Here is a 26,476-nt window from a genome sequence, read left to right as displayed (position 1 = left end):
CATACCGCATGCCGGACCCCCTCGCGATCGGACTGCCGCCCGAGAGGCAGAAGTTCTCCTTGCATTGGTCTGGACATGACCGGGAGGCAGCACTAGATTCCCCGCATGGTCTAGACCGCACGGCACCTCCTTCCCCCCACTTCCAGGAGCACCATGCGCAAGAAGATCGCCGCTGCCGCCGTCGGACTCGGACTCGGCGGGGCGGCCATACTGTTCACCGGCGGTACCGCCCAGGGCCACGGCTACAGCCAGGACCCGATGAGCCGGCAGGCGTACTGCGCCGAGGGCACCGTCAAGGACTGCGGCGCCATCCAGCACGAGCCGCAGAGCGTCGAGGGCCCCAAGGGCTTCCCCGAGGCCGGGCCGAAGGACGGCGCCATCTGCTCCGGCGGCAACGAGGGCTTCAAGCAGCTCGACGACCCGCGCGACGGCAAGTGGCCCACGACCAAGCTCCAGGCCGGGCAGAACTTCACCTTCAAGTGGAACCTGACGGCCCGGCACGCGACGACGGACTTCTCGTACTACATCACCAAGGACGGCTGGGACCCGAGCAAGCCGCTCACCCGCGCCGACCTGGAGTCCGAGCCGTTCCTCACGGTGCCGATGAACGGCGAGCAGCCGCCCGCCGAGTGGACGGCCGACGGCAAGCTGCCCGAGGGCAAGAGCGGGCGCCACCTGATCGTCGGCGTCTGGACGATCGACGACACCGCCAACGCCTTCTACTCCTGCGCCGACGTGGAGTTCTGACCCCGGACGCGCCACCCCCCACACACCGAGGGCCGGGCCGTGCCACCTGCGGCCCGGCCCTCGCGCGCCCGAGCAGGGCACGCCCCGCACCTCGACCGGGCCCGTACGTCCCGTGGCGCGGGGCCGCCCCATCGGCCAGACTCCTGGCCATGGCTCCCGCACCGCTGACCTCCCGTGCCCTGGGGCGCGCCCTGCTCGCCCGGCAGCTGCTCGTCCGGCGCGCCCGGATGCCCGTACGGGACGCCCTCGAACACCTCGTCGGGCTCCAGGCGCAGGCGCCGCTTCCGCCGTACGTGGCGCTGTGGACCCGGCTGGACGGCTTCGCCCCGCACGCCCTCTCCGCGCTGGTGGAGGGGTACGGAGCGGTCCGGATCGGGCTGATGCGCGGGACCCTCCATCTGGTCACCGACCGGGACGCCGTCCAGCTGCGCCCGCTGACGCAGCCGGTGTTCGAGCGGACGCTCCGCGCGAACTACGGGGCACGGCTGGCGGATACGGACGTCGCGGCGGTCGTCCGCGCGGCCCGCGAGGTGCTCGCCGACGGGCCGCGCACCCCGGGCGAGCTGGGCGCGGCGCTCCACGAGCGGTGGCCGGGGACGGATCCGCACGCGCTGTCCATGGCGGCGCGGTATCTGCTGCCGCTGGTGCAGCTGCCGCCGCGGGGGCTGTGGGGGCGCTCGGGCCGGCCCGTCCTCGACGACGTCGAACGCCGGATCGGCCGGAGCCTGACGTCCGAACCGTGTGTCGAGACGCTCCTTCTGCGCTATCTCGGCGCCTTCGGGCCGGCCTCCGTCCAGGACGCGCAGACCTGGTCGGGGCTGACCCGGCTGGCCGAGGTGGTGGAGCGGCTCCGTCCGCAGCTGCGGGTCTTCACGGACGAGGCGGGCCGGGAGCTGTTCGACCTGCCGGACGCGCCCCGGCCGGACGCGGATCTGCCGCTCCCCGCCCGGTTCCTCGCCGAGTACGACAGCCTCGTCCTCGCACACGCCGACCGCACCCGGCTCATGGACGAGGCCACCCGCCGCGCGCTGGTCTCCCGCAACGGGCAGGTGCCGGGGACCTTTCTGCTGGACGGCCGGGTCAGCGGGACCTGGCGGACGCTCCCGCCGGTCAAGGGGCGGAAGAAGGGGAAGGCGCCCGCCGGGCTGGAGCTGTCCCCGCTGCGGACGCTGACCGACGAGGAGCAGCGGGAGCTGTCCGTCGAGGGCGAGCGGCTGCTGGCGTTCCTGTCGGACGGCGCACCGGGGCCGCACACGGTGACCTTCGCACCGCCGGCGGCACCGTCCGCGACGGCGGCGGCCGGGCCCCGCGCGTCGTACGCTGACTGACCGCGCGCCGCCGCCGGTTCCGGTACGGACCAGGGGCCGGGGCGGGAGCCGAGGCCGGGAGGAGGCACAGGGGTGCGCAGCCAGGACGGACTGGGGATCCAGGGCAGGCAGCGGGAGCTCCAGGAGCGGATCAAGCGGCTGATCATCGATCAACGGCTGCCTCCGGGCGCGGCGTTGCCGACGGAGTCGGAGCTGATGGAGCGGCTGGGGGTGAGCCGCAACTCCGTCCGGGAGGCGCTCAAGGCCCTGCAAGCCATGGGCATCGTGGAGATCCGGCACGGCTTCGGCACCTATGTGGGGGCGATGTCGCTGGCGCCGATGACCGAGGGGCTGTCCTTCCGTACGGTCGCGGGCCACTACCGGGGCGAGGACAGCCTGTTGCAGCTCCTCCAGCTGCGCGAGGCGATCGAGACGGGGCTGATGGCGCGGGTCGTCGCCGGTTCGCGGGAGCGCTCGGCCGAACTGTCCGCGCTGGTCGCACAGATGAGGGAGGAGGCGGCGGAGGGCGAGGTACGTGCCGAGACCGACCGGGCGTTCCACGCCGCGCTCTACGCCGGCCTCGGCAACGGGCTGCTGAGCGAGGTGCTGGACGCGTTCTGGGACGCCTTCCACCGGGTGCGCACGGATCTGGCCGAACCGCTCCAGGACCCGATGACGACCTGGCGCCAGCACGCGGAGATCCTCGCGGCCCTGGAGGCGGGCGATGCGCACCGCGCTGAGCAGGCCGTTCGCCGGCACTTCGACAACGTCAGGGAGCGGCTGCGCTCGACCGCCCCCGAAGTGTCCACACAAACCCCGCACTTCGATGACGCATCTGTCACATCCGTATCGCCCATACCGCCACAACGGAGCTGAACCCGTCCCAATCGGTCTTGCGATCACGCCGGGAGTCCGGGAACCTGTCGTGGTTGCGGCTCCGCGACGGTGAGGCGAACACCACCTGCACACGGTGTGCACGGGTGCACGGGCACCGCCTCGTGGCGGCCGTGCCCCACGCGACGGGGGGCTCCAGGGCGTGGGGAACCAGTGACCGTCATCATGGAACCGGATGTCGGCCGGTGCCTGTCTAGGACTCCGGCGGAGGAGTATGCCGCGCCCGCGTCGGGGGCAGGTCGCGGGTCAGCACGAGGTCACGCAGTGCGCTGCGTGCGGGGGGATGGACACATGACGTCGACGCCACCGACGGGCGCACGACAGCCGTACGAACAGCCCGGCCAGGACCCGACGCAGACGACGCAGCTGCGCATCCCCCGGCAGGGCCGCAGGCGCGAGACGGGAGCCCGGGGCGAGAGGGGCAACCGCTGGACGCGCAAGAACCTGCCCCGGTACGACTACGAGCACTACAGCAGGCTGGCCGGCCCGCTCACCCAGCCGGAGCCCGGCAAGCCCTACCGCGTGCGCTACCGCAGCCTCCTGGCGGACGAACCGCACCGAATACGGGCGGGGTTCCTGCTCTGCCTGGCGCCGGTGCTCTCCGCCGGACTGCTCATCTGGCTGATGCAGCCGCAGCACTGGACCCAGCGGGACGACGGCGAGGTCTCCGACCTGGTCCTCAAGCTGGACATCGTGATGCTCGTCGCCATCGGGCTCATCGAGCTGTTCCGCACCCTGAACGTCATCTCGAACGCCCATGCCACGCTCGTCGCCCGGGACCCGGTTCCCGTGGTGCCCGAAGCCGGCACCCGCGTCGCCTTCCTCACCTCGTTCGTGCCCGGCAAGGAGCCGATCGGGATGGTCACCAAGACCCTGGAAGCGGCCGTGAAGATCCGGCACCGCGGCACCATGCACGTGTGGCTGCTGGACGAGGGCGACGACCCCGAGGTCAAGGAGGTGTGCCGCCGGCTGGGGGTGCACCACTTCTCCCGTAAGGGCGTCGCCCGGTGGAACACCAAGAAGGGCGCGTTCCGGGCCAAGACCAAGCACGGCAACTACAACGCCTGGCTGGACGCGCACGGCGACGACTACGACTTCTTCGCCGGGGTCGACACCGACCATGTACCGCTGCCCAACTACCTGGAGCGGATGCTCGGTTACTTCCGCGACCCGGATGTCGGGTTCGTCATCGGCCCGCAGGTCTACGGCAACTACGACAACTTCGTCACGAAGGCGGCCGAGAGCCAGCAGTTCCTCTTCCACGCGCTGATCCAGCGCGCCGGCAACCGCTACGACGCACCGATGTTCGTCGGCACCAGCAACGCCGTCCGGATCAAGGCGATCAAGGCCATCGGCGGCCTGTACGACTCCATCACGGAGGACATGGCCACCGGCTTCGAGATGCACCGCGCCAGGAACCCGGAGACCGGCCGCAAGTGGCGCTCGGTCTACACCCCGGACGTGCTCGCGGTGGGCGAGGGCCCGAACGCCTGGACGGACTTCTTCACCCAGCAGCTGCGCTGGTCGCGCGGCACCTACGAGACGATCCTCAAGCAGTACTGGCGGGGCCTGTTCACGCTGCCCGTCGGGAAGCTCTTCAACTACACGATGTTGATGATCTTCTACCCGATCTCGGCGCTGAACTGGATCCTGGCCGCGCTCTCCTGCGCGCTCTTCCTCGGTATGGGCGCCTCCGGTGTCCAGATCGACCCCACCATCTGGATGGCGCTGTACGGCAACGCCTCGGCCCTCCAGATCGGCCTGTACATCTGGAACCGCCGGCACAACGTCTCCCCCCACGAGCCCGAGGGCTCCGGCGGACTGGCCGGCATGCTGATGTCCGCGCTCTCCGCACCGATCTACGCCCGTTCCCTGTTCGACACCGTGCTGCGCCGCAAGAGCAAGTTCGTGGTCACCCCGAAGGGCAACTCGGCGAGCCCGGACACCCTCTTCGGCACCTTCCGGGTGCACCTCTTCTTCATCCTCGTCTTCGGCGGATCCTTCGTCGGCTCGCTCTTCCTCGGGCACGACCACCCGGCCATGCTCACCTGGGCCGCGCTGGCTCTGCTGATCACGGCGGCGCCCATCATCGGATGGCGCTTCACCGTCCGCGCGGAGAAGAAGAAGCGCAAGCAGCAAAGGAAACACCGTGGTTCCGTACAGGAGCCGCCGGCCGCGGGGCCCGGCACGGGCGATGCGGCAGGCGCCGCCACCGCCGTGCTCCCCGTGACTCCGGCCCCGGGTCAGGGCCGTGGGCACCGGTCCGGCTCGCCTGACGAGACCATGCAGATCGCCCTTGGGGGACGGAAACAATGAGCTACCGACCGAGCCGTCGTGCCCGGCGCATAGCCATCGGTACGGCGGTCGTGCTCGTGATCGCGGGCTTCAACGGGCCCGCGCTGTACGGCTACGCCTCGGAGACGTACCACGACTACAAGATCAATCAGCCGGAGTACAAGGCCGAGAAGGGCCACTGGCAGATCGTCGACATCCCGAAGGAATACCGGATCAACACGATCCACGCGGCGCTGCTGAACACCGGCAAGGTGCTGCTGGTCGCCGGTTCGGGCAACGACGCGAAGAACTTCGAGGCGAAGAGCTTCCGCACCGTGCTGTGGGACCCGGTCGAGAACACCTTCAAGAACATCCCGACCCCCAACGACCTGTTCTGCTCGGGGCACAACCAGCTCCCGGACGGCAAGCTCCTGGTCGCGGGCGGCACCCAGCGCTACGAGACGCTCAAGGGTGACGTCAAGAAGGCCGGCGGGCTGATGTTCGTCTACAACGAGAACCCCGACAAGGCCATGACGATCAAGAAGGGGACGCGGTTCACCGGCCGGAAGACCGGCAAGACCTTCGTCGCCCAGAACACCACCCTCGTCAAGCGGGCCAAGAAGAAGAAGGATCCGGCGACCGGCGAGGTGACCACCGAGCCGAGCCTGGCACGGGTGTACTCCGAGGCCGACCGGAAGGGCCGCAAGTACGCGACCGGCACCCAGGACCAGTACACGGTGTCCGGGCTGACCGGCCAGGACAAGGAGAACGTCTACGGCATCGCCCAGAAGATGTCCTTCGACAAGAAGGACTTCCAGGGCATCAAGGACGCCTACGAGTTCGACCCGGTCGCCGAGCGCTACATCACCGTCGACCCGATGCACGAGGCCCGCTGGTACCCGACGCAGGTGACGCTCCAGGACGGCCGGGTGCTCACCGTCTCCGGGCTGGACGACATCGGCCAGGTCGTGCCGGGCAAGAACGAGATCTTCGACCCGCGGACCAAGAAGTGGCACTACCTGCCCAGGACGCGCTTCTTCCCGACGTATCCGGGGCTGCACCTGATCGGCGAGAACAAGATCTTCTTCAGCGGCACCACGGCCGGCTACGGACCGGCCGACAAGGGCCGGGTGCCGGGCGTGTGGAACATCGAGACCAACGAGTTCACCAAGATCCCCGGCATGAGCGACCCGGACACCCTGGAGACCTCGATGTCGGTGCCGCTGCCGCCGACCCAGTCGCGCAAGTACATGGTCCAGGGCGGCGGCGGTGTCGGTGAGTCGGAGAAGTCCACCGAGAAGACCCGCATCGTCGACCTCAAGCAGGACCAGCCGCGCTTCTACGACGGCCCCGACCTGTACGACAAGGTCCGCTACCCCAGCAGCGTCATCCTGCCCGACGACACCGTGCTGACCACCAACGGCTCCGCGCGCTACCGCGGCAAGGACGACAGCAACATCCTCAAGGCGGCCCTCTACGACCCGAAGAAGAACGCGTACAAGGACGCCGCCGAACCGCTGGTCGGCCGCAACTACCACTCCGGCGGGCTGCTGCTGCCCGACGGACGCGTGATGACCTTCGGCTCGGACTCGCTCTTCGCGGACAAGGCCAACACCAAGCCGGGCGAGTTCGAACAGCGCATCGAGATCTACACCCCGCCCTATCTGAACAAGGACAAGAAACAGCCCGATCTGAAGGACGTCGGCCAGAGCCGTAAGACGCTCTCGCTGGGCGACCGGGTGTCCTTCCGGAGCCAGGACGCCGACAGGATCGAGAAGCTGCGGCTGGTGCGGCCCGGCTCCTTCACCCACGTCACCAACGTCGAACAGTCCTCGGTGGCGCTGAAGATGAAGAAGTCCGCCGACGGCACGCTCAGCACCGCCATCCCGGACGACGCCTCGCTGGTCACCCCCGGCTGGTGGATGGTCTTCGCCGTCGACAAGGACGGCATCCCCTCCAAGGCCAAGTGGGTCAAGGTGAACGTCGACCCCGGCGCCCAGCACACCACCGTCACCACGCAGGACCCGAAGGTCGGACCCGACTGAGCCGTCCCCGGCTCCCGGCAGACGGCGCGGACCCCCGGCACGCCCGCTCGGCGGCGGCCGGGGGTCCGCGCCGTCACACCGCTCTGCCGGCTAGGGGCCGGAGGGCCGCAGCAGCACCCGCTTCCCGTGCAGCCGGCCCTCCTCCAGCCACCGGTGCGCCTCGGCGGCCTCGCTCAGCGGCAGCTCCTCCACCTGTCGGGGCCGCAGCCGCCCGGCGGCCAACTGGCGGTTCAACGCCTGTGCGGCCTCGGCCAGTTCGGACGAGGTGGCCCGCGAGATGACGAAGCCCCGCAGCGAGCCGTTCTTCATGTAGAGCGGCCCGACCGGCAGCTCAGGACGCGCCGCCACCCCGGCGAGCAGCACGATCCGGCCGCGCGGCGCGAGCAGCTCGACATCCGCCGCGAGGTCGTTGCGGCCCGAGGTGTCGACACACACGTCCACGCCCCCGGGCGCCACCCGGCGTATCCGCTCCGTCAGTTCCGGCGCGTGGTGGTCGAGCACCTCGGCGGCGCCCAGCTCCCGCACCCGGCCCGTGTCCCGCGCGGAGGCGGTGGCCACCACCGTCGCACCGGCCTGCGCGGCGAACACCGTCACGGCGCTGCCGACGTTGCCGGCCGCGCCCCGCACCAGCACCGTCTCGCCGGGCCGCAGCCCGCCGTGGGTGAACAGCGCCAGATAGGCGGTCGCGCCCGGGTGGACGACGGCGACCGCGTCCTCGGGCCGGACGCCGTCGGGCAGCCGGTAGAGCCGGTCCGCCGGCACGACGGCCGACTCGGCCGCCGCGCCCTGCCGCCCCGCGTGCCCCAGGCTGTTGCACCACACCCGGTCCCCCGGCCGGAACTCCGCCGCACCGGGCCCCGCTTCCACGACCGTGCCCACGAGATCCCTGCCGAGCACGAAGGGAAAGGGCAACGGCGTGCGGTACACGCCCGAACGCACAAAGGTGTCCACGGGGTTGACGGCCGTCACCACGGTGCGCACCAGCACATCCGAGGGCCCCGGCCGCGGCTCGGGGAGGCACCCGTACCGGATACCCTCCACCGGCCCACGCTCTTCGATGTAGGCGGCATACATACCACCATTCTCACGCCGGACCCCGAGAGCCGTGCGACCGCCCGGAATTCCCCCGGGCGGGATGGGCCCCGTCCCACCGAGCGATCCGCACCGGCGCGCACGGCTCAGTGCTGCTGCTGTTGCCTGCCGTGAGGCAGCAGGCACGGCGTCATCACGGTGAGGACCATCTCGTCCCGCTTCCTGAAACCGTCGACGGCCACGGTGAACCTCTTCGTGGGGCCCTTCGCGGTGAGCGTGACGGTCGCATCGGGGCCCTTGGCCACCTGGTGGGTGCCGATGTCGTAACCGCGTCTTTCCAGGGCCGCTCTGATCCGCCGGACGGCACGCTCGTGCTGGGCCCCGTCGAGCGGAGCCCGCGCGTCGTACTGGAGGACGAAGCGGCCGTCATCGGACACCTCGTCGTTCTTTCCCACGCATTTGGTGTAGTTCGGCTTCACGGTCTTCTCGTCGATCTCCACCTGCGCGCTCCGCGCCATGGAGTGCGTGACATCCCGGGCTCGGCTCTCTGCTTCCTCTTTACTCATCTTCGGCAGCGGCTTGTTGATCTCCGCCTTCTCCGACATGCAACCTCCTGCACCAAGTGCCGTCGCACAGGCAGCAATCGCCATGAGACGGCCGGTCGTCGTGAGCTGGAAACGCACCCGCAGCACTGCCTTCCGGTTCGGTCCTCGACGGTCGAGTCGCCAGCATGCAGGCAGCCTCGGTGCCGGCGCCTCCCCCCGGACGGCCCGGAACAGCGGAACTGCCGGACCACCGGCGCGCGGCACAACAGAAAGCCCCCGCCCCGGCGGCTGTTGCCACGGCAGGGGCGGGGGACGGTACGGGCGCGGAACGGGTCAGTGTTTGGTGTTGTGGGCCAGTTCCAGGGCGTACTTGGGCCACCACTGGCCGGCCTTCGGGCCGCCCTTGCACTCGCCGTCGGACTCGCCGGGCCGTTTGATCCACAGGTAGGCGTCCACCTGCTCGTCCCCCGTCTTCGTCGTCGGGGGCTCGCCGAGTGCCCGGCCGGAGGGGTTGCACCACGCCTCCTCGTCGGCGTGTGCGCCCTCCACCGGGCCGTTGCCGTTCCGGCTGGTGTCGATCACGAACGGCTTGTTGCCCACCATCGGCGAGACCTTCTTGCCGTAGGCGATGTTCGACTTCGTCGTCTGGTAGTTGGAGACGTTCAGCGCGAAGCCGTCGGCCTTCGCGATGCCCGCCCGGTTCAGCGGCTCCACGAGGCCGCCCGGGTCGCGCACCCAGTCGGGGTTGCCGGCGTCCAGGTACACCTTCGTCTCCGGGAGTTCCTTGAGCTTGGTGACGGCCTCGTTCAGCAGCGCGTACCGCTCGTCGTGGAACTCCTTCGGGGTGCAGCCCTCGGCCAGCAGGTGCGGGATGGCGTCCGGTTCGACGACGACGGTCGCCGCGCGGTCACCGATGCCCTTGACGACCTTGTCCAGCCAGGCCCGGTAGGCGTTCGCGTCCGCCGCGCCGCCCTTGCTGTACTGGCCGCAGTCGCGGTGCGGCAGGTTGTAGAGCACGAGCAGGGCGCTGCGGTCCGCCTTGTCGGCGGCCCGGGTGAGCTTCTCCGTCTGGCCCTGCGGGTCCTCGGTGCCGATCCACTCGGCGACCGGCTGGCCGGCGATCTTCTTGATCTGCTCGGCCTGGGCGGACTTGTCGTCCTTGCGGTACTCGGCCATCTGCCGGGCCGCGTTGCCCTCCGGGTTCACCCAGTACGGGGTCTGCGACTTGGGGCGCTGCCGGATGGCCGCGCCGGCGTCCCCGCCGTCCTTGCCATCGTCCGACGACGAGAAACAACCGGCGAGCAACAGCATCGCGCCCACGGTCGCGCCGCCCGCTGCGAGGCGGGCAGCGGTCCGGCCGCGGCCGTCGTGACTGCCGTACATCCACTCCCCCTTGGCTGTACTCCGGGCCGGGCCCGGACCCCCCGATGGGACAAATCCGCTGACCATCGTGTCACACGGCCGCCCTCGCCCCGCCGAGCTGTCGATGTACTGTTACGCCCCGGCACCGGGCCTCCGCGCCCCCGCCGGGGCCCGGGAAAGGGCGGGTCAGACGCGTTCGACGAGGTCCGCGATCGAGTCGACGACGGTCGTGGGGCGGTACGGATACCGGTCGATCTCGTCCGGTGTCGTCAGCCCGGTGAGGACCAGGAACGTCTCCAGGCCGGCCTCCATGCCAGCCCGCACATCGGTGTCCATCCGGTCCCCGATCATGGCGCTCGTCTCCGAGTGCGCCCCGATCGCGTTCAGTCCGGCCCGCATCATCAGCGGGTTCGGCTTTCCGACGAAGTACGGCTTGCGCCCGGTGGCCTTGGTGATGAGCGCGGCGACGGACCCGGTGGCGGGCAGCGCCCCCTCGGTGGAGGGCCCCGTCTCGTCGGGGTTGGTGGCGATGAACCGGGCCCCGTCGTTGATGAGCCGGATGGCCCGGGTCAGCGCCTCGAAGCTGTAGGTGCGGGTCTCGCCGAGGACGACGTAGTCCGGGTCGGAGTCGGACAGGACGTAGCCGATGTCGTGCAGCGCCGTGGTGAGCCCGGCCTCGCCGATGACGTAGGCGGTGCCGCCGGGCCGCTGGTCGTCGAGGAACTGGGCGGTGGCCAGCGCGGAGGTCCAGATGTTCTCCGTGGGCACCTCCAGCCCGATGCGTGCGAGCCGGGCGTGCAGGTCGCGGGGCGTGTACATCGAGTTGTTGGTGAGCACCAGGAAGGGGCGGCCGGACTCCTTGAGCCGCTTGATGAAGGCGTCCGCTCCGGGGACCGGGATCCCCTCGTGCATCAGCACACCGTCCATGTCGGTGAGCCAGGACTCGATGGGCTTGCGCTCTGCCACGTGACAGCTCCTGCCAGGGGTCGTGTATCCGGCCGGCGGGGCCGTGGCCATGCAGCGGTGCACGGCACCGGCCGCCGCCGTCAGCCTAACCGGAGGTGGGCGGCTGGTCAGCCGGAGCGTACGGCGTCGAGGGCCCGGCTGACCGCCCCGGAGGGCGCCGCCCGTTGCCGGCCGGGGCAGCCGGAGCGGCCGTACAGGCGTACGCCCGGGTCAGCTCCCGGTGGCCTTCTTCCAGTCGTCGATGTAGGAGTCGAGGTTCCGGGCGACCTCGCTCCAGTCGGGCCGGAAGACCTTCACACCCTTCATCAGCTTGCGGAGGTCCTGGGCGTTCGCGTCGTCCGCCGTGATGTCCTCGCGCACGGTGAAGCCGCCGCCCACGGACGAGACCTGTTCCTGGGCCCGCCTGCTGAGCAGGAAGTCCAGCAGCTTCTTGCCGTTCTCGCCGTGCGGGGCGCCCTTGACCAGCCCGGCGGTGTACGGCAGCGCGAAGGTGGAGGGCGCGGCGCCCTTCTTCGCCGCCGGGAACCAGAGCCCGAGGTGCGGCATGGTCCGGGACTGGGCGTAGTTCATCTGGACATCGCCGTTGGCCGCGAGCAGCTCGCCCTTGTCGACCTTGGGTGCGAGCTTGCTGGTCGAGGACGAGGGCCCGACGTTGTTCTTCTGGAGCTTGCCGAGGTACTCCATGGCGGCCTCGCGCCCGCCGAAGTCGTGGATCGCCTGGATCACCAGCGCGGTGCCGTCCCCGGCGACGCCGGGCGTCGAGTACTGCACCTTGTCGCGGTAGCGGGGCTTCAGCAGGTCCTGCCAGGCGGTGGGCGCGGGCGGCTGCGCGGTGTTGTGCACGAACCCGAAGTAGTTGTTGACGACCGGCGTCCAGTGGGCGTTCCCGGGGCGCTCCCCGGCGGGGATGTGCTCGGCGTGTTCGGGCCGGTAGGCGGTCAGCAGTCCCTTGCTGTCGGCCTGCTGGATGAAGGGCGGCAGCGTGACGAGGACGTCGGCCTGGGTGTTGGCCTTCTCGCGTTCGGTGCGCTGCACCATCTCGCCGGAGCCGCCCTCGACGTACTCGACCTTGATTCCGGTCTTGCGTTCGAAGGCGGCGAACTGTTCGTCGTACCAGCCGTCGCCGTTCTCGCCCTTGAGGCCGTCGGCGCTGTAGACGGTGACGACCTCGTCGCCGGAGGACGCGGTTCCGGTACCGCCGCAGCCGGTGAGGACGAGCGCCAGAACGAGCGCACCGGCGGCGGCGACGGCGGAGCGCCCGCGGTGGGAGGAGGACATGACGGGGACCTTTCGCAGTGCAGGAAGAGAGGGGAAGAAGGGGGAGGGGCGGGGCTCAGCGGTAGGCGGCTCTCGTCCGGACGCGCGCGACGGCGAGCAGCACGCACAGGGTGGCCGCCATCAGGACGACCGCGAGCGCGGAGCCGACGAACAGCGAGCCCCGGTCGGTCGCGGCGAAGATCTTCACCGGGAGCGGCATCCAGTCCGGCGGGTAGAGCATCATCGTCGCGCTCAGCTCCCCCATGGACAGGGCGAAGCAGAGCCCGGCCGCGGCCGTGAGCGAGGGCAGCAGCAGCGGCAGCTTGACCCGCCACAGGACGTACCAGGGGCGGGCGCCGAGTGAGGCGGCCATCTGTGCGTAGGCGGGGTCGAGCCGGGTGAGCGCGGCCGAGACCGACTGGTAGGCGAACGCGGTGACCAGCACCGTGTGCGCCACGAAGACGATCCACCGGGTGCCGTTGAGCAGCAGCGGCGGCCGGCTGAAGGCGACCAGTACCGCGAGCCCGACCACGACGGACGGCACGGCGACGGGCAGCACGAACAGCGCGTCCAGCACCCGTTTCAGCCGTGGCCCGAGCGAGGCGGCGGCCAGCGCGGCCCAGGTACCCAGGGCCAGCGCGAGCAGCCCCGCGCCGACGGCGGTCTGGAGGCTGACGCTCAGCGCGGCGAGGGATTCGCCGCGGGTGGCGGCGGCGTAGTGCTCCACCGTCGGCCCGGAGGGGAACGCTCCGCTCCAGTGGGTGGACAGCGAGGCGACGGCGATCACCAGCAGCGGCAGCGCGAACAGCGGCACGAACAGCACCGCGAAGACGGCCCACGCCGCCCAGCGCCCCTTACACGTGTGCACCAGCACGGGCACTCTCCTTTCCGCCGGTCCCCGCGCGCCCGGGCGCGCGCCCGCGGTGCCGCCGCGCCGGTGCGGCCCGGGCGGTCAGCACCCGGTAGAGCCCGTACAGGCCGACCGAGAGGACGATGTTGACGGTCGCGACGACGCACGCCGTGCCGTAGTCCGATTCGAGGATCGCCGTGCTGTAGATGAGCATCGGCAGGGTCACGACGTCCTTCGCGCCGGTGAACAGGACGATCGCGAACTCGTTCAGGCACAGCACCAGGACGAGGCTGCCGCCGGCCATCAGCGCCGGGTACGCCTCCGGCAGCACCACCTGCCGCACGATCCGCGCCGGACGGGCGCCCAACGACGAGGCCACCTCCAGCTGTGCGGTCTCCAGCTGTCCGAAAGCGGCCAGCAGGGGCCGCATCACGAAGGGCGTGAAGTAGGTGATCTCCGCGAGGAGCACCCCCCACGGCGTGGTGAGGAAGTCGAACGGCCCGTGCGCGGCGCCCGTCACATCCGTCCACAGCCCGTTGGCCATGCCGACCGTGCCGTAGACGAACAGCAGGGCCAGCGTGATCAGGAAGGACGGGAAGGAGAGGAAGACGTCGATGAAGCGGGCGACGCCCCTGCTGCCGGGGAACGGCACGAAGGCCACGATCAGCGCCAGCACGAACCCCAGCACCACACAGCCGACGGTCGCGCCGACCGCGAGCAGCACGGTGGTGGTCAGCGCCTCCCGGAACGCCGCCGAGCCGAACACCTCGGCGTACGCGCCCACTCCGGCCTCGCCGGTGAGGCTCTGGGCCACCACGAGGCCCAGCGGATAGAGGAAGACGACGCCGAGCACGGCCACCGGCGGCAGCGCCCACAGCCACGCGGCACCCCGGCGTCCGCGCCCGGCCGCGCGGGCCTTCCCGGTCTCCCCGGTCTCCTCGGTCTTCCCGGCCTCCCCGGTCTCCTCGGTCTTTCCGGTTTCCCCGGTCTCCCCGGCGGACGCGGCCGCACCGGGCGGGCCGGAACCGGACGAGGCCGCCCCCGGCCGGACGGCCCCCGGCCGGACGCCACCGGGCTCGCCCCCACCGGATCCGGCGGCACCGGATCCGGCGGCACCGGGCTCGCGCGCACCGGGCGCGGCGGAACGAGCCTCCGGCGCACCCGGCGCGGAAGAACGGGCCTCGGTCGCACCGGCCGCACCGGTCGCGGGCGGGTGCGGCGGCGTCCGGGTGTCGGGCTCAGTCATGGTCCTGCGCTCCGTTCGCTCCGGTCCGGGCGGGCAGCAGCGCGGCGTCACCGGGGGCGAAGCTCAGTGCGAGCCGCTCGCCGGGCGCGGGGACCGTGTCCAGTTCGGGCACGTCCGCGCGCACCTCGTGCCCCTCCGCCTCGATCGCGACGCGGTGGGTGGCGCCCCGCCACTGCACGGCGGTGACGGTGCCCCGCAGCACGTTCGGCCCGTCCTCGCCGAGGACGATCCGGTGCGGCCGGACGCACAGCGTGCGCTCCTCCCCCGCGCGGGAAGCCCCGGCCGCACCGAGCCCGACGGTCAGCGCCGTCCCGCCGAACCGGACGGTGCCCTCGGCCGCGCAGGTCACCGGGAGCAGATTGGCGCTGCCCACGAACGAGGCGGTGAAGGTGTCGGCCGGGCTGCGGTACAGCTCCCGCGGGGTGCCCAGCGCACGCAGCCGCGCCCGGTCCATGACGGCCACCCGGTCGGCCAGGGTGAGCGCCTCCACCTGGTCGTGGGTGACGTACACCATCGGCACCTCGGGCAACTCCCGGTGCAGCCGGGCGAGTTCGGCCAGCATGCCGGAGCGCAGCCGGGCGTCCAGCGCGGACAGCGGCTCGTCCAGCAGCAGCACGCCGGGCCGCACGGCCAGCGCCCGCGCGATGGCGACCCGCTGCTGCTGGCCGCCGGACAGCTCGCGCGGGTAGCGGCGCGCGTAGCCGCTCATCCCGGTCGTCTCCAGCGCCTCGCCGACCCGCGCCGCGATCTCGGCCCGCGGCATCTTCGGCGCCTTCCGCGCCTTCAGGCCGAACGCGACGTTGTCCTCGACGCGCATGTGCGGGAAGAGCGCATAGCTCTGCACGACCATGCCCACGTCCCGCGCGTGCGGCGGCAGATCCGTCACGTCCCGCCCGCCGATCCACACCCGGCCGCCGGTGGGCCGGACGAAGCCGGCGACGGTACGCAGCGCGGTCGTCTTGCCGGACCCGGAGGGGCCCAGCAGCGCCAGCACCTCGCCCGGCCGGACGGTGAGATCCAGGGTGTCGAGGGCGACGGTGCCGCCGTAGGCGACGGTCACCTCGTCGAACCGTATGCCCGTGCCGGGGCCGCGTCCGCCCGTCACGACGGCGTCACCGGACCGCCCGGCCCCGACCCGCCCGGCTCCGGACGCCCCGCCCCGGCCCCGCCGGACTGCCGCTCGTCCGAACCCGGTTCGCCCGGCTGCGGCCCGTCCGTCTCCAGACCGTTCAGCAGGGCGGGCAGCCCGGCCACCGAGTCCAGTACCGCGCTCGCGCCCGCGCCGCGCAGCTCCCGCGCGCCGTGCGCCCCGGTCAGCACCCCCACGACCGCGCCGGCGCCGGCACGCACCCCGGTCCGCATGTCGTACGCGGTGTCCCCGGCCACCGCGACCCGGCGTACGTCGTCCACGGCGCCGGTCCGCAGCAGCGCCGCCAGCACCAGGTCCGGGTAGGGGCGGCCCCGCCCGGCCGGGCCGGTGTCCACCGGGCACAGCGTGAGCGCGACGAGCGCACGCCAGCCCAGCGCGTCCAGGATCGCGTCCTGGGTGGCCCGGGCGAAGCCGGTGGTGAGCACCACCGTGCGGCCGGCCGCGCACAGTTCCTCGACGGCCTCGCGGGCGCCCGGCACCGGCGCGCAGTGCCCCTGCGCCACCAGCTCCCCGTACTCGCGCTCGAACGCGGCGTTCGCGTGCCGGGCCAACTCCTCGTCGCCGTCGGCCAGATGCCGGAACACGGAGATCTTGGACTCGCCCATCGTGGCGCGCACATGCTCCAGCATCCGGTGGTGCGCCGGGGTGCCGGGCCCGGCGCCCAGCACCCGGGCCGCGCCCGCGAACGCCCGCTCGACGAGCCCGTCGTCCGCGACGGTCGTGCCCGCCATGTCCAGCACCACCAGCCCGAAGTGCGGCTCGCCGGCGGGCGGTTCGCCCCCGCCGTGCCTTCCGACGCGCCCCACGTCACGCCTTCCGTGCGTCCCGTCGTGCGTCCCGACGCGGTGCGCACCGTCGCGCTCCGCTGTGTGCATCCCGTCGTGCCGTGTCACTCCGCTCACCAGCCCAGCTCGTCCGCCGTCGCCTCGGCGATCGCGGGAGAACACGTCATCCCGCGCCCGCCCGGGCCCGTCACCAGCCACACGCCGTCGCGCCCGGCCGCCTCCTGCCGCAGCACGACCCGGCCCGGCTCGGTGCACTGCGCGTACACCCCCGCCCAGCGACGGCGCACCGGCGGCAGCTCCCGGCCCAGCAACCCGCTCGCCACCCGCTCCAGATGGCCGTACGGCTCCTCGTCCACGTCGAAGGCGAAGGGGGTCTCGTACGCGTGGGTGTCGCCGATCGTCAGCGAACCGTCGAGACGCTGCGCCATCAGCAGCTGCATACCGTGCGCCCGCGCCACCGGCGGCTGCGGCTGCTCCGCGGCCAGCGCGTCCAGGGCCGCGCCCCGGTACGCCGGGTAGTAGCGGAAGCTGTCGGCGTCGGCGACCGACGTGGTCAACCGCTCGCCCAGCGGCTCGGTCTGCATCATCTGCAACCGCACCCGCCGCACCGGCATCTCCGGCACCAGCTCGCGCGCCAGCCCGCCCAGCCAGGCGCCCGTGCACAGCACGACCACGTCGCCCTCGTGCACCTCGCCCGTCTCGTCCCGGACGGCCGGGCGCCCCGTGGGCACCTCGCGCACCTCGCGCCCGCCCAGGAACGTGTACCGGCCGCCGGCGCGGGCCCGCAGCGCCGACTGCAACTCCCGCTGCGCCGTGCGCGGTTCGACGAGCGCGTCCCGCTCACACCACAGGCCGCCCAGCAGCGCCTCGCCGCGCAGCGCCGGATTGAGGTCCCGCACCTCGTCCCGGTCCAGCAGCCGGTAGCCGCGGATCGCGGCGTCCGGGCGGGCCGCCGCCTCGCGGGCCACCGCCAGCTCCGCCTCCGTCGTGACCGCGGTGAGCGAACCGCCCGCCCGGAAGCCGAGGCCCGGCACCCGGTCGCCGATCTCCTCCCACAACTCCCGTGCGCGCAGGGCCGCCCGCAGCTCCGGGCCGTCCGCCCGGCCGCCCACCCAGACCAGGCCGAAATTGCGTACCGAGGCGCCGCGCGCCTGCTCCTCGCGCTCGATGTGGAGGACCTCGTGGCCCCGCTCCACCGCGTGCCAGGCGTGCATCGTGCCCAGCACGCCTGCTCCGACAACTATGACTCGCATGCCCCGCACCTTCGCGGTGGGCGATGTCCCCTCGGCAACGCCCAGGTGAACCCGGGCTCAACTCTGGCCCAGACCCGTTACACTTCCGTGATCCTTTTTTCTTTTCCGCCGTCGCGGGGTATCGCTCGCGCTCGTCCTCAAGTGCCGGACGGGCTGGGGTTCGGCCCGTCCGGCGCTTGAGGCGAGCGCTCCGGTGCCGGCCTGAACAGGAAGGCAGGGGAGTCCGAGGCAGGGGAGGCAGAGCAGGTCAGGGGGCGTCAGCCGTCCAGGTGGACGGTGAAGCTGAAGCGGTCGCCGCGGTACAGCACCCGCACCCGCTCCAGCGGCACCCCGTCCCCGTCCCGCGACGCCCGGTGGATCAACAGCATCGGCAGCCCCGGCGGCGTCCCCACGAGCAACGCCTCCCGTGGCGTGGCCAGCACGGTCTCCAGCCGCTCGGTGGCCTCCCCGAACCGCACCCCCAACCGCTCCCGCAGATACGCGTAGAACGACGAGTCCGGCTCGAACTCCCGGTCGAGGGCGGGCGCCCGCTCCACCGCGAGGTACGTGCTCTCCAGACCGACCCGCTCGTCGTCGGCGAACAGCACCCGCTCCAGATGCCACATCGGCTCCCCGGCGGCGACACCGAGGTCCGCCGCGAGCCCGGCGGGCGCGGGATGCCGGGTCAGCCCGATGAGCGTGCGCCCCGGCACCCGCCCCTGCCGCCGCACGCCCTCGGTGTAACTGGCCAGCGCGAGCGGCTGTTCCAGCTTCGGCCCGGCGACGACCGTGCCCCGCCCGGACCTGCGCAGCCGCCCTTCGAGCAGCAGTTCCCGCAGGGCCTGCCGCACGGTCTCGCGGGACACCGAGTACCGCTCGGCGAGTTCACGTTCGGTCGGCAGCGCCCCGCCCTCGCCCAGCCCCTCCAGGAGCGGGACGAGTCGCGCCTTGAGCCAGTAGTAGCGGGGCACCCGGCCGTGCTCGGGGATGCCGGCGCGCACGGGCGCCGCCCCGTCGTCGGGGATCTCGTAGGGCACGCTGCTTTCGCGGGAGGTAGCCACCTCGGCATCCTGCCAGGGCTTCGGGCCGCGGCGGACCGGCACCGGTACGCGACCCGTTCGGACCGGCTGTGTGACCCGGCAACACCGTTTTGCGAGGCTGTCCCCCATGACCACCCCCATGAACCGTATGGACTCCCCCGCGGACCCGGTACGCGTCGGCCTGCTCGGCTACGGCCTGGCCGGATCCGTCTTCCACGCCCCGTTGATCGCCACCACGCCGGGGCTCACGCTCGACACCGTCGTCACCTCCGACCCCGGGCGCCAGGAGCAGGCACGCGCCGCCGCGGGACCGGGCGGCGGCGAGGTCCGTACGGTCGCCACGGCGGACGAGCTGTTCGCCGAGCCCGAACGGATCGACCTCGTCGTCGTCGCCACCCCGAACCGCACCCATGTGCCGCTCGCCCGGCGGGCCTTGGAGGCCGGGCTGCCCGTGGTCGTCGACAAGCCGCTGGCCGGCACCGCCGCCGAGGCCCGCGAACTGGCCCGGCTCGCCGACGAGCGCGGCCTGCTGCTCGTGCCGTTCCAGAACCGCCGCTGGGACAACGACTTCCTCACCCTCCGCTCGCTGCTCGCCGAGGACCGCCTCGGCACGGTCCACCGCTTCGAGTCCCGCTTCGAGCGGTGGCGTCCCACGCCCAAGGGCGGCTGGCGCGAGTCCGGCGACCCGGAGCAGATCGGCGGCCTCCTCTACGACCTGGGCAGCCACCTGGTCGACCAGGCGCTCACCCTCTTCGGACCCGCCGCCTCCGTCTACGCCGAGCACGATGTGCGGCGCGCCGGTGCCGAGGCCGACGACGACACCTTCATCGCCATCACCCACGAGAGCGGCGTCCGCTCACATCTGTGGATGAGCGCCACCGCCGCCCAACTCGGCCCGCGCTTCCGGGTGCTGGGCAGCGAGGCCGCCTACGTCAAATACGGGCTCGACCCCCAGGAGGCCGCGCTGCGGCAGGGGTCCCGGCCGGCGGAGGGCGTGCGCTGGGGCGTGGAGCCGGAGTCCGCCTGGGGCAGACTCGGCGCCCTGGAGGACACCCGGCCCGTGCCCACCCTGGACGGCGACTACCCCGCCTTCTACGACGCCGTCGCCCTCGCCCTCCGCGAGGGCACCCCGCCCCCGGTCACCGCCCACGAGGCCGCCGCCACCCTCCAGGTCCTGGAAACCGCCCGCTCCCTCTGACCCGGGCCCAGGAGCAACCCACTCCCCTGGCACCCCGAGCTGGGGCGGTCCGCCCCCAGCGGCACACCGCCGAAGGGCCGGGCACAAGGAGAAACCTCCCGGTGCCCGGCCCATCGAAACCGCGCTGCTCAGGCGGACTTCAGCACCTGCCGCTGCCGCCCCAACCCGGCGACCTCCAGCTCGACCACGTCCCCGTCCCGCAGATACGGCTTCGGCTCCGCCATCCCCATGGCGACCCCGGCCGGCGTCCCGGTGCAGACGACGTCACCGGGCCGCAGCGTCACGAACCGGCTGAGGTACCGCACGACGTGGGCGACGGAGAAGATCTGGTCGGCCGTGCTCCCGTCCTGCCGCACCTGGCCGTTGACCCACAGCCGCAGCGGCAGCGCCTGCGGGTCGGGCACCTCGTCGGCGGTGACGAGCCAGGGGCCGAGCGGGCTGAACGTCTCGCAGTTCTTGCCCTTGTCCCACTGGCCGCCGCGCTCGATCTGGAACTCCCGCTCGGAGACGTCGTTGGCGACGGTGTAGCCGGCGACGGCGGCGAGCGCCTCCTCCTCGGTCTCCAGATACCGCGCGGTCCGCCCGATGACGACGGCGAGTTCGACCTCCCAGTCGGTCTTGGTGCTGCCGCGCGGGATGAGCACCGTGTCGTGCGGGCCGACGACGGTGTCCGGCGCCTTGAGGAAGACGATGGGCTCCTCGGGGACGGCGGCGCCGGTCTCCCGCGCGTGGTCGTGGTAGTTCAGCCCGATGCACACGATCTTGCCGATCCGGGCGACGGGCGGGCCGATGCGCAGGCTCTCCGGCTCGGCGCCGGCGCCGGTGGTTCCGGCGTCCGCCGCCGCGCGGGGCAGCGCGGGCAGCGCGCCGTCCGCGGCGGCCCGGCGGACGCGGTCGAGCAGGGCGGCGTTCCCGAGCAGGTCACCGTCGATGTCGGGGACGATCTCCGACAGGTCGCGCAGTGTCCCGGACTCGTCGAGCAGTGCGGGTCGTTCAGCTCCTACCGATCCGACGCGCAGCAGTTTCACGTCGCTCTCCCTCCAGCCGAATTCAGATGATCCTCCAAGAGCGTGTTCAGAATCACAAGACCTGGTTCACCTGGTGGACCGCGCCCCGCGCCGGGGCGGCTGTCCGGCCTCGGGGCGCGGCGGCAGCCCGGCACCGAGTGCGGCCCGCTCGACGGCCGTCCAGGTCGTGGAGGTCACCACGTACAGCGCGGCGGCCAGCGGCACCACGGCCACGGTGACCAGCGTTCCGAAGGACAGCAGCGGCAGGAACCGCATCATCGGCGGCTGCCCGGAGGCGGCGGGGGTGCGGGCGGCGTTGCGGCGGTTCCGCAGACAGGTCCAGGTGGCGACGGCGCCGGTCAGCGCGAACAGCGCCAGGTACACCAGCCCGTGGCCGCCGAGCAGCCCGCCGTGTGCGAGGGCGTCCGTCCACCGCCCGCCGAGCGGGGCACCGAGCAGGGTGTGCCCCAGCAGCCCGTCGTCGGTGGTGAACAGGTGGTACACCATGAAGAAGACGGGGAGTTGGAGCAGCATCGGCGCACAGCCGGCGGCCGGCGAGGCCCCCTCCTTCGTGTAGAGCTGCTGCATCTCGCGCCGCAGCCGCTCGGGGTCGCCCCGGTACTTGCGCTGCAACTCGCCCATCCGCGGCGCCAGTTCGGCGCGGGTCCGCTCGCCCCGTACGGCGGCCCGCGCCAGGGGGTGCAGGGCGAGGCGGACGCACAGGGTGAGCAGGACGATGGCGGCGGCGGTGGCCGAGTGCTGGAAGACGGGTTCGAGGACGTCGGAGACGGACGCCACGACTGTCGCGGGTACGGACATGGTTGCTGAGCCCTCCACGGGTCTCGTCGAGCCGGGTGGCCCCCTGGCGAGGAGGGGGCGCGGTGAACGGTCGGCGTGACGAGGCACACGGGCACGGCGGGCGCATACGGCAGCGGTGCGCAGACAGCGGCAGATCCCTGCGGCGGCAGCTCACCTGCGGCGGCTCACCCGGGGCAGCAACTCGCCCTCGACGGAAGCGCGTCGGCACACGGCGCGTCCGTCACGACGGCGGGAAGGCGGCCGGCGAGGGCCCGGGGGCTGCCGACGGCGTGGCGCGGCAGCACCGCGGTCACGGCACGGCACAGCGCGTCGCAGCAGGAGCGTCGCGGCAGGAGAGCCACGCCCGGGTTCGCGGGCCGCTCGGCCGTCGGGTCAGCTCACGGCGGCGGGTATGCGTATGCGGGGCACCCGTGTGGTCGTCCGTGGCGGGTGGCCGGGCGCTCGGGGGCGCGGGCGGCCCGCGGCGTCGGGATCCCGTTGCGGCAGGAAGGCGGTGCGCCGCTCACGATCACGTATCGCCGTGCGGACGCGCCCGGGAGCGAGCCCGGGGGCGGCGTCGGAGCAGGCGAGCAGCAGGGAGAGCGCGGCGACGGCGGCGGTCGCGGCGACCACGACGAAGCCGGAGTTCGCCCCCGTGTACGCCAACAGCGCCCCGGCGGCGAGCAGGAGAAGCGAGACGAGGTACATCCGCCAGGTGCTGACGGTGCGGTACAGCATGCCGGTGCTTCCCCCCTCTTCCCCTCCGTGTTCGTCCTCCGTGTGCGCTCCGCGGGAGCCGGAGCGCGCCCGGTGGCTGCGCGGTGGCAGTCCGGCGGCAGTGCACTCGCTGGTGCTGGTGCAGTGACAGCGCACTGGCAGCGCACTGGCAGTGTCCGTCCTGCGCACCGTCCGGCCGCCCGACGGTGCACACCACCGTAACGTGCGCCACCGACACGGGAGTTCCCGGGCGCGGCGGCGGGATCGGTCGTCGCGGGGTCAGGAGATGTCGGTGCGCCCCAGCCAGGACGGCTTCACGGGGATGCCGTCCTCGTCCAGCTCCGGGGCGGCGCCCGCGCCCGTGCCACCGCCGGCTCCGTCCGCCTCGCCGGGCCCGTCCCCGGCGAGCGGCTCGGACGCCAACCACCGCTCGGTGGGGTCGTCTTCCGGCTGCGGCACCGGCTCGGGGGCGGGCGCGTCGGAGTCCTCCAGGAGTTCGGCGAGCGTGAACCGGGAGCTGTAGGACTCCCAACTGCCGTCCAGGACGAGCAGGAAGCCGTCGCCGTGCCGGAAGAGCCGGCGGCGCCGCCGGGTACGCGGATGCTCGGGCTGCGCGACCTTGGCCCGGCGTTCGAGTTCCGCCATCGCCTCCTCGCGGTCGCCCGTCATATGGGCCAGCACATACGTTTCGGTGCGCTTGCGCTGTCCGATGCCCACCGTGGTCTCGACGATCAGCCCCCACGTCGGCATGCCGTCACCCGCCCCCCTTCGCCCGGTGGGTGCCGAGCCTAGGACCGGCGCGGGACACCGGGAAACCCGGCCCCCGGTGGCGGGGCGGTGCCGGCCCGTCAGGCGCCCGAGAGCCGGGCCACCGTGTGGATGGCGAGGCCGGCGAGCGCGCCGACGACGGTGCCGTTGATGCGGATGAACTGGAGATCCCTGCCGATGTGCGCCTCGATCTTGCGGGAGGTGTGCTCGGCGTCCCAGGAGGCGACGGTCTCGGTGATCAGCGAGGTGATCTCGTCCCGGTAGGTCGTCACCAGATAGCCGGCCGCGCCCTCGGCCCAGCCGTCGACCTTGCCCTGGAGCCGGTCGTCCTCGGACATCCGGCGGCCCAGGGACAGCAGCGCTTCACGGGCGCGCCGCCGCAGCTGGCTGTGTTCGTCCTCCGCCGCCGCGACCAGCATCGCGCGCACCGCGCCCCAGGCGGAGGCGATCAGGTCCTGGACCTCGGGCCGGTCGAGGAGGTCGTTCTTCAGCCGCTCGACGCGGCCCCGGGTGGCCGGGTCGGAGCGCAGTTCGGCGGCGAAGTCCGTGAGGAAACGGTCGACGGCACCGCGCGCCGGGTGATCCGGCATGTCGCGCATCTCGGTGACGAAGCGCAGCAGTTCGCGGTAGACGCGCTCGCCCACCTTGCGGTCGACGAACCGGGGCGTCCACCCGGGCGCGCCCCCGGCGACCGCGTCCATGACCGCGTCCCGGTGCTCGTCGAGCCAGTCGGCGGCGCGCACGCACACCAGGTCCACGACCCTCCGGTGGCCGCCGTCGGCGACGACCTTCTCCAGCATCGTCCCGAGCCCCGGCGCGACCTCCTGCGCGTGCGCGCGACGGGTGATGGCCTCGCCGACGACGGCCTGCACATCGGAGTCGCGCAGCACGGTGAGCGTGCCGCGCAGCGCGGTGGCGAGTTCGGCGGTGACCCGGTCGGCGTGTGCGGGCTCCGCGAGCCAGGCGCCCAGCCGCTGTCCGATGCCGACGGCCTTGAGCCGGGAGCGCACCACGTCGGCGGCGAGGAAGTTCTCCCCCACGAAGTCGCCCAGGCTGCGGCCGAGTTGGTTCTTCTTCGTCGGGATGATGGCCGTGTGCGGGATCGGCAGGCCCAGCGGATGCCGGAACAGCGCCGTGACGGCGAACCAGTCGGCCAGCGCGCCCACCATCCCGGCCTCGGCCGCTGCCGCGACATAGGACGTCCAGGCCCCGGCCCCGGCGTGCTCGCCCCAGGTGGCCAGTGCGAAGACGACGGCCATGAACAGCAGGGCGCCGGTCGCGATGGCCTTCATCCGGCGCACCCCGCGCCGCCGCTCCTCGTCGGCCGCCGTGAACACGCCCGGCCCCCCGGGCCCGGCCGGGCCCGCGCCGGATGTGATCGCTCTCACGCGCCGGGCCCCGCGACGGGGGTTTTCACCCTCGTTTGTCCGTTCCATCCGCTCCCACCGCTCCCTGGACGCCGCCCCCGCCCCGGCCGCGCAGCACCGGGAAACACCTCGCACGACGCTCCGCGAACCCGGGTGAAGCACCAGGTCAACCGCGTGACCGCGGGCCGGCTCACACCGCTTTCGACCCCGTGCGCCCGCTCGTGAGGAGCATCAGTGGCCATTGTCCCTCGCGGCACCCCGAGTGGAACGGATCATGCCGTGGGGACGTCTGTGTGTGAGGGCGGCACAGATGTTCCTCGCGGCACGGTCGGACCGGGCCGCACCATCGTCCGCCCCGCTTCCCGCGAAGCCCCCGAGGACGGCCCGCACCTCGATCGTGGGATCATGAGATCGCCGACCACTCGGAGCCCCGGGCTCCGTCAGCCCGAGGAGAAACAACCCGCATGACCAGGAACATGGGTTATGCCCTGCTCGCCGGTCTAGCGGCGATCGTGGTCCTCGTCTCCACCGCCATATTCATCGGCGTGGGCAGCGGCGACAGCGGCTTCGACGACGGAGCCCCGCAGGCACGCAACTCGGCCGCGCCCGCCTCCTCGGGCAACTGGGTCGGCACCTGGTCGGCGTCCCCGGCGGCGGCGGAACCGCACACCTCCGACGGCTTCTCCAACATGTCGATACGGAACGTGGTGCACACCTCGGTCGGCGGCACCGGCGCCCGTATCCAGCTGTCCAACCTGTTCGGCAACCGCCCGCTGACGATCTCGCACGCGACGATCGCGCTCGCCGCCGCGCCCAGCAACCCCACGGCGGCGGCCGGCACCATGCGCAGGCTGACCTTCGGCAACAAGCCGACCGTCACCATCCCGGCCGGCGGCGAGGTCACCAGCGACTCCGTCCGGCTGAACGTCCCGCACGCCGCCGACCTGCTGATCACCACCTACTCCCCCACCCCGTCCGGGCCCGTCACGTACCACCCGTACGCACGCCAGACCAGCTACGTCGCCGAGGGCGACCGCGCCGAGGACACCTCGGGCACCGCCTTCAACAAGCAGAGCCCGTACTGGCGTTACCTCAGCGGTGTCGACGTGTGGAGCGCCGAGACCGAGGGCGCCGTCGCCGTGCTCGGCGACTCGATCACGGACGGCATCACCTCCAGCCCCGGCGCCAACCGCCGCTGGACGGACTTCCTCGCCGAACGGCTGCGCACCGAGCGGGACGCGCCGCGGCTGAGCGTGCTCAACGGCGGCATCAGCGGCAACCGCGTCCTCGTCGACGGCAGCAAGTTCTCGCCCAACAACGGCCCCAGCGCGCTCGGCCGGATGAACCGCGACGTGCTCTCCAGGACGGGTGTGAAGAGCGTCATCATCGAGATGGGGCTCAACGACATCATCAAGCCGCCGCGGCAGCGCGACCCGCAGAAGATCGTGAAGGGCCTGCGGGACCTGGTGCGGCAGGCGCACGCGCGCGGGCTGAAGGTCGTCGGCTCCACGCTCACCCCGTTCGGCGGGCACCGCGGCTACACACCGCGGATGGACGCCGTACGGCAGGGCGTGAACGAACAGATCCGCTCCGGCAAGGTCTTCGACGCCTACGTCGACTTCGACGCGGCCCTCCGCGACCCGGCGCACCCCGAACGGCTGCTCGCCGCCTACGACTCCGGCGACCATCTGCACCCCAGCGACAACGGCTACCGCGCGATGGCCCAGGCCCTCGACCTCAAGATGCTGAAGGGCTCGGGGCCCGCCAAGCTGTGACCTGCCCGGTCGGGGGTCCCTCGCGTTCCGGCTCGCGCCGGGCGCTCGTCCTCACGATGCTCACGGCCTCGCGCCCCGCCTGTGACCTGCCCGGTCCGGGGCCCCTCACGTTCC

Annotated in this window: 23 protein-coding genes; 7 read left to right on the top strand and 16 right to left on the bottom strand. The window is 72.5% G+C overall.

What is annotated here, in order from left to right:
- Positions 1-153 precede the first annotated feature (153 nt).
- The 5 genes from SCA03_RS19270 to glxA all read left to right on the top strand — a co-directional run bounded on the left by SCA03_RS19270 (position 154) and on the right by glxA (position 7,267).
- Positions 154-747: a lytic polysaccharide monooxygenase auxiliary activity family 9 protein gene (locus SCA03_RS19270; protein WP_030877812.1), complete on the top strand. Its 594-nt coding sequence runs from the start codon at positions 154-156 to the stop codon at positions 745-747.
- 149 nt (positions 748-896) lie between these two features.
- Positions 897-2,075 (top strand): winged helix DNA-binding domain-containing protein, encoded by a 1,179-nt coding sequence (locus SCA03_RS19265; RefSeq protein WP_030877810.1) that lies wholly within the window; start codon positions 897-899, stop codon positions 2,073-2,075.
- Between the two features lie 72 nt (positions 2,076-2,147).
- Complete coding sequence (locus SCA03_RS19260; protein ID WP_230988813.1) at positions 2,148-2,930, top strand: FadR/GntR family transcriptional regulator; 783 nt, start codon at positions 2,148-2,150, stop codon at positions 2,928-2,930.
- A gap of 309 nt (positions 2,931-3,239) precedes the next feature.
- Positions 3,240-5,264: a glycosyltransferase family 2 protein gene (locus SCA03_RS19255; RefSeq protein WP_030877806.1), complete on the top strand. Its 2,025-nt coding sequence runs from the start codon at positions 3,240-3,242 to the stop codon at positions 5,262-5,264.
- The gene (glxA, locus tag SCA03_RS19250) at positions 5,261-7,267 is read left to right on the top strand and encodes a radical copper oxidase GlxA (RefSeq protein ID WP_086814406.1); all 2,007 of its coding nucleotides are present in this window, start codon (positions 5,261-5,263) and stop codon (positions 7,265-7,267) included. The genes SCA03_RS19255 and glxA overlap by 4 nt, the downstream gene beginning before the upstream one ends.
- A gap of 90 nt (positions 7,268-7,357) precedes the next feature.
- Here the strand turns inward: glxA and SCA03_RS19245 are convergent, their stop codons facing one another.
- The 11 genes from SCA03_RS19245 to SCA03_RS19195 all read right to left on the bottom strand — a co-directional run bounded on the left by SCA03_RS19245 (position 7,358) and on the right by SCA03_RS19195 (position 18,753).
- Positions 7,358-8,341 carry an NADPH:quinone reductase gene (locus SCA03_RS19245; protein WP_086814407.1) on the bottom strand — a complete coding sequence of 328 codons (984 nt, stop codon included), beginning with the start codon at positions 8,339-8,341 and terminating at the stop codon, positions 7,358-7,360.
- 104 nt (positions 8,342-8,445) lie between these two features.
- A complete protein-coding gene (locus SCA03_RS19240; protein WP_086814408.1) occupies positions 8,446-8,904 on the bottom strand; it encodes a hypothetical protein in 459 nt (152 codons plus the stop codon).
- 273 nt (positions 8,905-9,177) lie between these two features.
- Complete coding sequence (locus tag SCA03_RS19235; protein WP_030889567.1) at positions 9,178-10,227, bottom strand: glycoside hydrolase family 6 protein; 1,050 nt, start codon at positions 10,225-10,227, stop codon at positions 9,178-9,180.
- Between the two features lie 165 nt (positions 10,228-10,392).
- Entirely contained in the window at positions 10,393-11,172 is a 780-nt protein-coding gene (locus SCA03_RS19230) for an HAD-IIA family hydrolase (RefSeq protein WP_030877796.1), read from the bottom strand.
- A gap of 210 nt (positions 11,173-11,382) precedes the next feature.
- Positions 11,383-12,450 (bottom strand): 2-aminoethylphosphonate ABC transporter substrate-binding protein, encoded by a 1,068-nt coding sequence (locus tag SCA03_RS19225; protein ID WP_086814409.1) that lies wholly within the window; start codon positions 12,448-12,450, stop codon positions 11,383-11,385.
- Between the two features lie 55 nt (positions 12,451-12,505).
- A complete protein-coding gene (locus SCA03_RS19220; protein ID WP_086814415.1) occupies positions 12,506-13,303 on the bottom strand; it encodes an ABC transporter permease subunit in 798 nt (265 codons plus the stop codon).
- Positions 13,284-14,156 carry a 2-aminoethylphosphonate ABC transporter permease subunit gene (locus tag SCA03_RS19215; protein ID WP_086814414.1) on the bottom strand — a complete coding sequence of 291 codons (873 nt, stop codon included), beginning with the start codon at positions 14,154-14,156 and terminating at the stop codon, positions 13,284-13,286. Before SCA03_RS19215 ends, SCA03_RS19220 begins: the two co-directional genes overlap by 20 nt.
- A gap of 361 nt (positions 14,157-14,517) precedes the next feature.
- Positions 14,518-15,630 (bottom strand): ABC transporter ATP-binding protein, encoded by a 1,113-nt coding sequence (locus tag SCA03_RS19210; RefSeq protein ID WP_086814410.1) that lies wholly within the window; start codon positions 15,628-15,630, stop codon positions 14,518-14,520.
- Entirely contained in the window at positions 15,627-16,406 is a 780-nt protein-coding gene (locus SCA03_RS19205; protein ID WP_230988822.1) for an HAD family hydrolase, read from the bottom strand. The genes SCA03_RS19210 and SCA03_RS19205 overlap by 4 nt, the downstream gene beginning before the upstream one ends.
- 167 nt (positions 16,407-16,573) lie before the next feature.
- Positions 16,574-17,713, bottom strand: a complete 1,140-nt coding sequence (locus SCA03_RS19200; protein WP_030877780.1) for a TIGR03364 family FAD-dependent oxidoreductase — start codon at positions 17,711-17,713, stop codon at positions 16,574-16,576.
- A 257-nt stretch (positions 17,714-17,970) separates the two neighbouring features.
- Positions 17,971-18,753, bottom strand: coding sequence for a GntR family transcriptional regulator (locus SCA03_RS19195; protein WP_230988812.1), 783 nt, complete (start codon positions 18,751-18,753; stop codon positions 17,971-17,973).
- Positions 18,754-18,859: 106 nt separating this feature from the next.
- Here SCA03_RS19195 and SCA03_RS19190 point away from each other — a divergent pair, with 106 nt between their 5' ends.
- Entirely contained in the window at positions 18,860-19,930 is a 1,071-nt protein-coding gene (locus SCA03_RS19190; protein ID WP_371863960.1) for a Gfo/Idh/MocA family protein, read from the top strand.
- 128 nt (positions 19,931-20,058) lie between these two features.
- Here SCA03_RS19190 and SCA03_RS19185 read toward each other — a convergent pair whose 3' ends face one another.
- From SCA03_RS19185 to SCA03_RS19165, 5 genes are all read right to left on the bottom strand, one after another.
- Positions 20,059-20,958, bottom strand: a complete 900-nt coding sequence (locus SCA03_RS19185) for a fumarylacetoacetate hydrolase family protein (protein WP_141275522.1) — start codon at positions 20,956-20,958, stop codon at positions 20,059-20,061.
- A 66-nt stretch (positions 20,959-21,024) separates the two neighbouring features.
- On the bottom strand, positions 21,025-21,756 hold the full coding sequence (locus SCA03_RS19180) for a YidC/Oxa1 family membrane protein insertase (RefSeq protein WP_086816684.1): 732 nt from the start codon (positions 21,754-21,756) through the stop codon (positions 21,025-21,027).
- A gap of 372 nt (positions 21,757-22,128) precedes the next feature.
- Positions 22,129-22,473, bottom strand: coding sequence for a DUF6412 domain-containing protein (locus SCA03_RS19175; RefSeq protein ID WP_170297869.1), 345 nt, complete (start codon positions 22,471-22,473; stop codon positions 22,129-22,131).
- Positions 22,474-22,731: 258 nt separating this feature from the next.
- Complete coding sequence (locus tag SCA03_RS19170) at positions 22,732-23,202, bottom strand: hypothetical protein (protein ID WP_086816686.1); 471 nt, start codon at positions 23,200-23,202, stop codon at positions 22,732-22,734.
- Between the two features lie 98 nt (positions 23,203-23,300).
- Positions 23,301-24,656: a DUF445 domain-containing protein gene (locus tag SCA03_RS19165; protein WP_030889546.1), complete on the bottom strand. Its 1,356-nt coding sequence runs from the start codon at positions 24,654-24,656 to the stop codon at positions 23,301-23,303.
- Between the two features lie 395 nt (positions 24,657-25,051).
- On the opposite strand from SCA03_RS19165, the gene SCA03_RS19160 reads away from it, so the two are divergent.
- On the top strand, positions 25,052-26,362 hold the full coding sequence (locus SCA03_RS19160; protein WP_030889542.1) for an SGNH/GDSL hydrolase family protein: 1,311 nt from the start codon (positions 25,052-25,054) through the stop codon (positions 26,360-26,362).
- Positions 26,363-26,476: the final 114 nt, after the last annotated feature.

This window comes from Streptomyces cacaoi (assembly GCF_006539165.1).
Classification (GTDB): domain Bacteria; phylum Actinomycetota; class Actinomycetes; order Streptomycetales; family Streptomycetaceae; genus Streptomyces; species Streptomyces cacaoi.
Note: the sequence above shows the minus strand (reverse complement) of the source record. Positions and strands in the feature narration are given on the sequence as shown.

Excerpts from the sequence above, each read along its gene's own strand:
- SCA03_RS19270 (WP_030877812.1), top strand. The coding sequence starts at position 154 with ATGCGCAAGAAGATCGCCGCTGCCGCCGTCGGACTCGGACTCGGCGGG.
- SCA03_RS19265 (WP_030877810.1), top strand. The coding sequence starts at position 897 with ATGGCTCCCGCACCGCTGACCTCCCGTGCCCTGGGGCGCGCCCTGCTC.
- SCA03_RS19255 (WP_030877806.1), top strand. The coding sequence starts at position 3,240 with ATGACGTCGACGCCACCGACGGGCGCACGACAGCCGTACGAACAGCCC.
- glxA (WP_086814406.1), top strand. The coding sequence starts at position 5,261 with ATGAGCTACCGACCGAGCCGTCGTGCCCGGCGCATAGCCATCGGTACG.
- SCA03_RS19245 (WP_086814407.1), bottom strand. The coding sequence starts at position 8,341 with ATGTATGCCGCCTACATCGAAGAGCGTGGGCCGGTGGAGGGTATCCGG.
- SCA03_RS19240 (WP_086814408.1), bottom strand. The coding sequence starts at position 8,904 with ATGTCGGAGAAGGCGGAGATCAACAAGCCGCTGCCGAAGATGAGTAAA.
- SCA03_RS19235 (WP_030889567.1), bottom strand. The coding sequence starts at position 10,227 with ATGTACGGCAGTCACGACGGCCGCGGCCGGACCGCTGCCCGCCTCGCA.
- SCA03_RS19225 (WP_086814409.1), bottom strand. The coding sequence starts at position 12,450 with ATGTCCTCCTCCCACCGCGGGCGCTCCGCCGTCGCCGCCGCCGGTGCG.
- SCA03_RS19205 (WP_230988822.1), bottom strand. The coding sequence starts at position 16,406 with ATGGCGGGCACGACCGTCGCGGACGACGGGCTCGTCGAGCGGGCGTTC.
- SCA03_RS19200 (WP_030877780.1), bottom strand. The coding sequence starts at position 17,713 with ATGCGAGTCATAGTTGTCGGAGCAGGCGTGCTGGGCACGATGCACGCC.
- SCA03_RS19190 (WP_371863960.1), top strand. The coding sequence starts at position 18,860 with ATGACCACCCCCATGAACCGTATGGACTCCCCCGCGGACCCGGTACGC.
- SCA03_RS19180 (WP_086816684.1), bottom strand. The coding sequence starts at position 21,756 with ATGTCCGTACCCGCGACAGTCGTGGCGTCCGTCTCCGACGTCCTCGAA.
- SCA03_RS19175 (WP_170297869.1), bottom strand. The coding sequence starts at position 22,473 with ATGCTGTACCGCACCGTCAGCACCTGGCGGATGTACCTCGTCTCGCTT.
- SCA03_RS19170 (WP_086816686.1), bottom strand. The coding sequence starts at position 23,202 with ATGCCGACGTGGGGGCTGATCGTCGAGACCACGGTGGGCATCGGACAG.
- SCA03_RS19165 (WP_030889546.1), bottom strand. The coding sequence starts at position 24,656 with ATGGAACGGACAAACGAGGGTGAAAACCCCCGTCGCGGGGCCCGGCGC.
- SCA03_RS19160 (WP_030889542.1), top strand. The coding sequence starts at position 25,052 with ATGACCAGGAACATGGGTTATGCCCTGCTCGCCGGTCTAGCGGCGATC.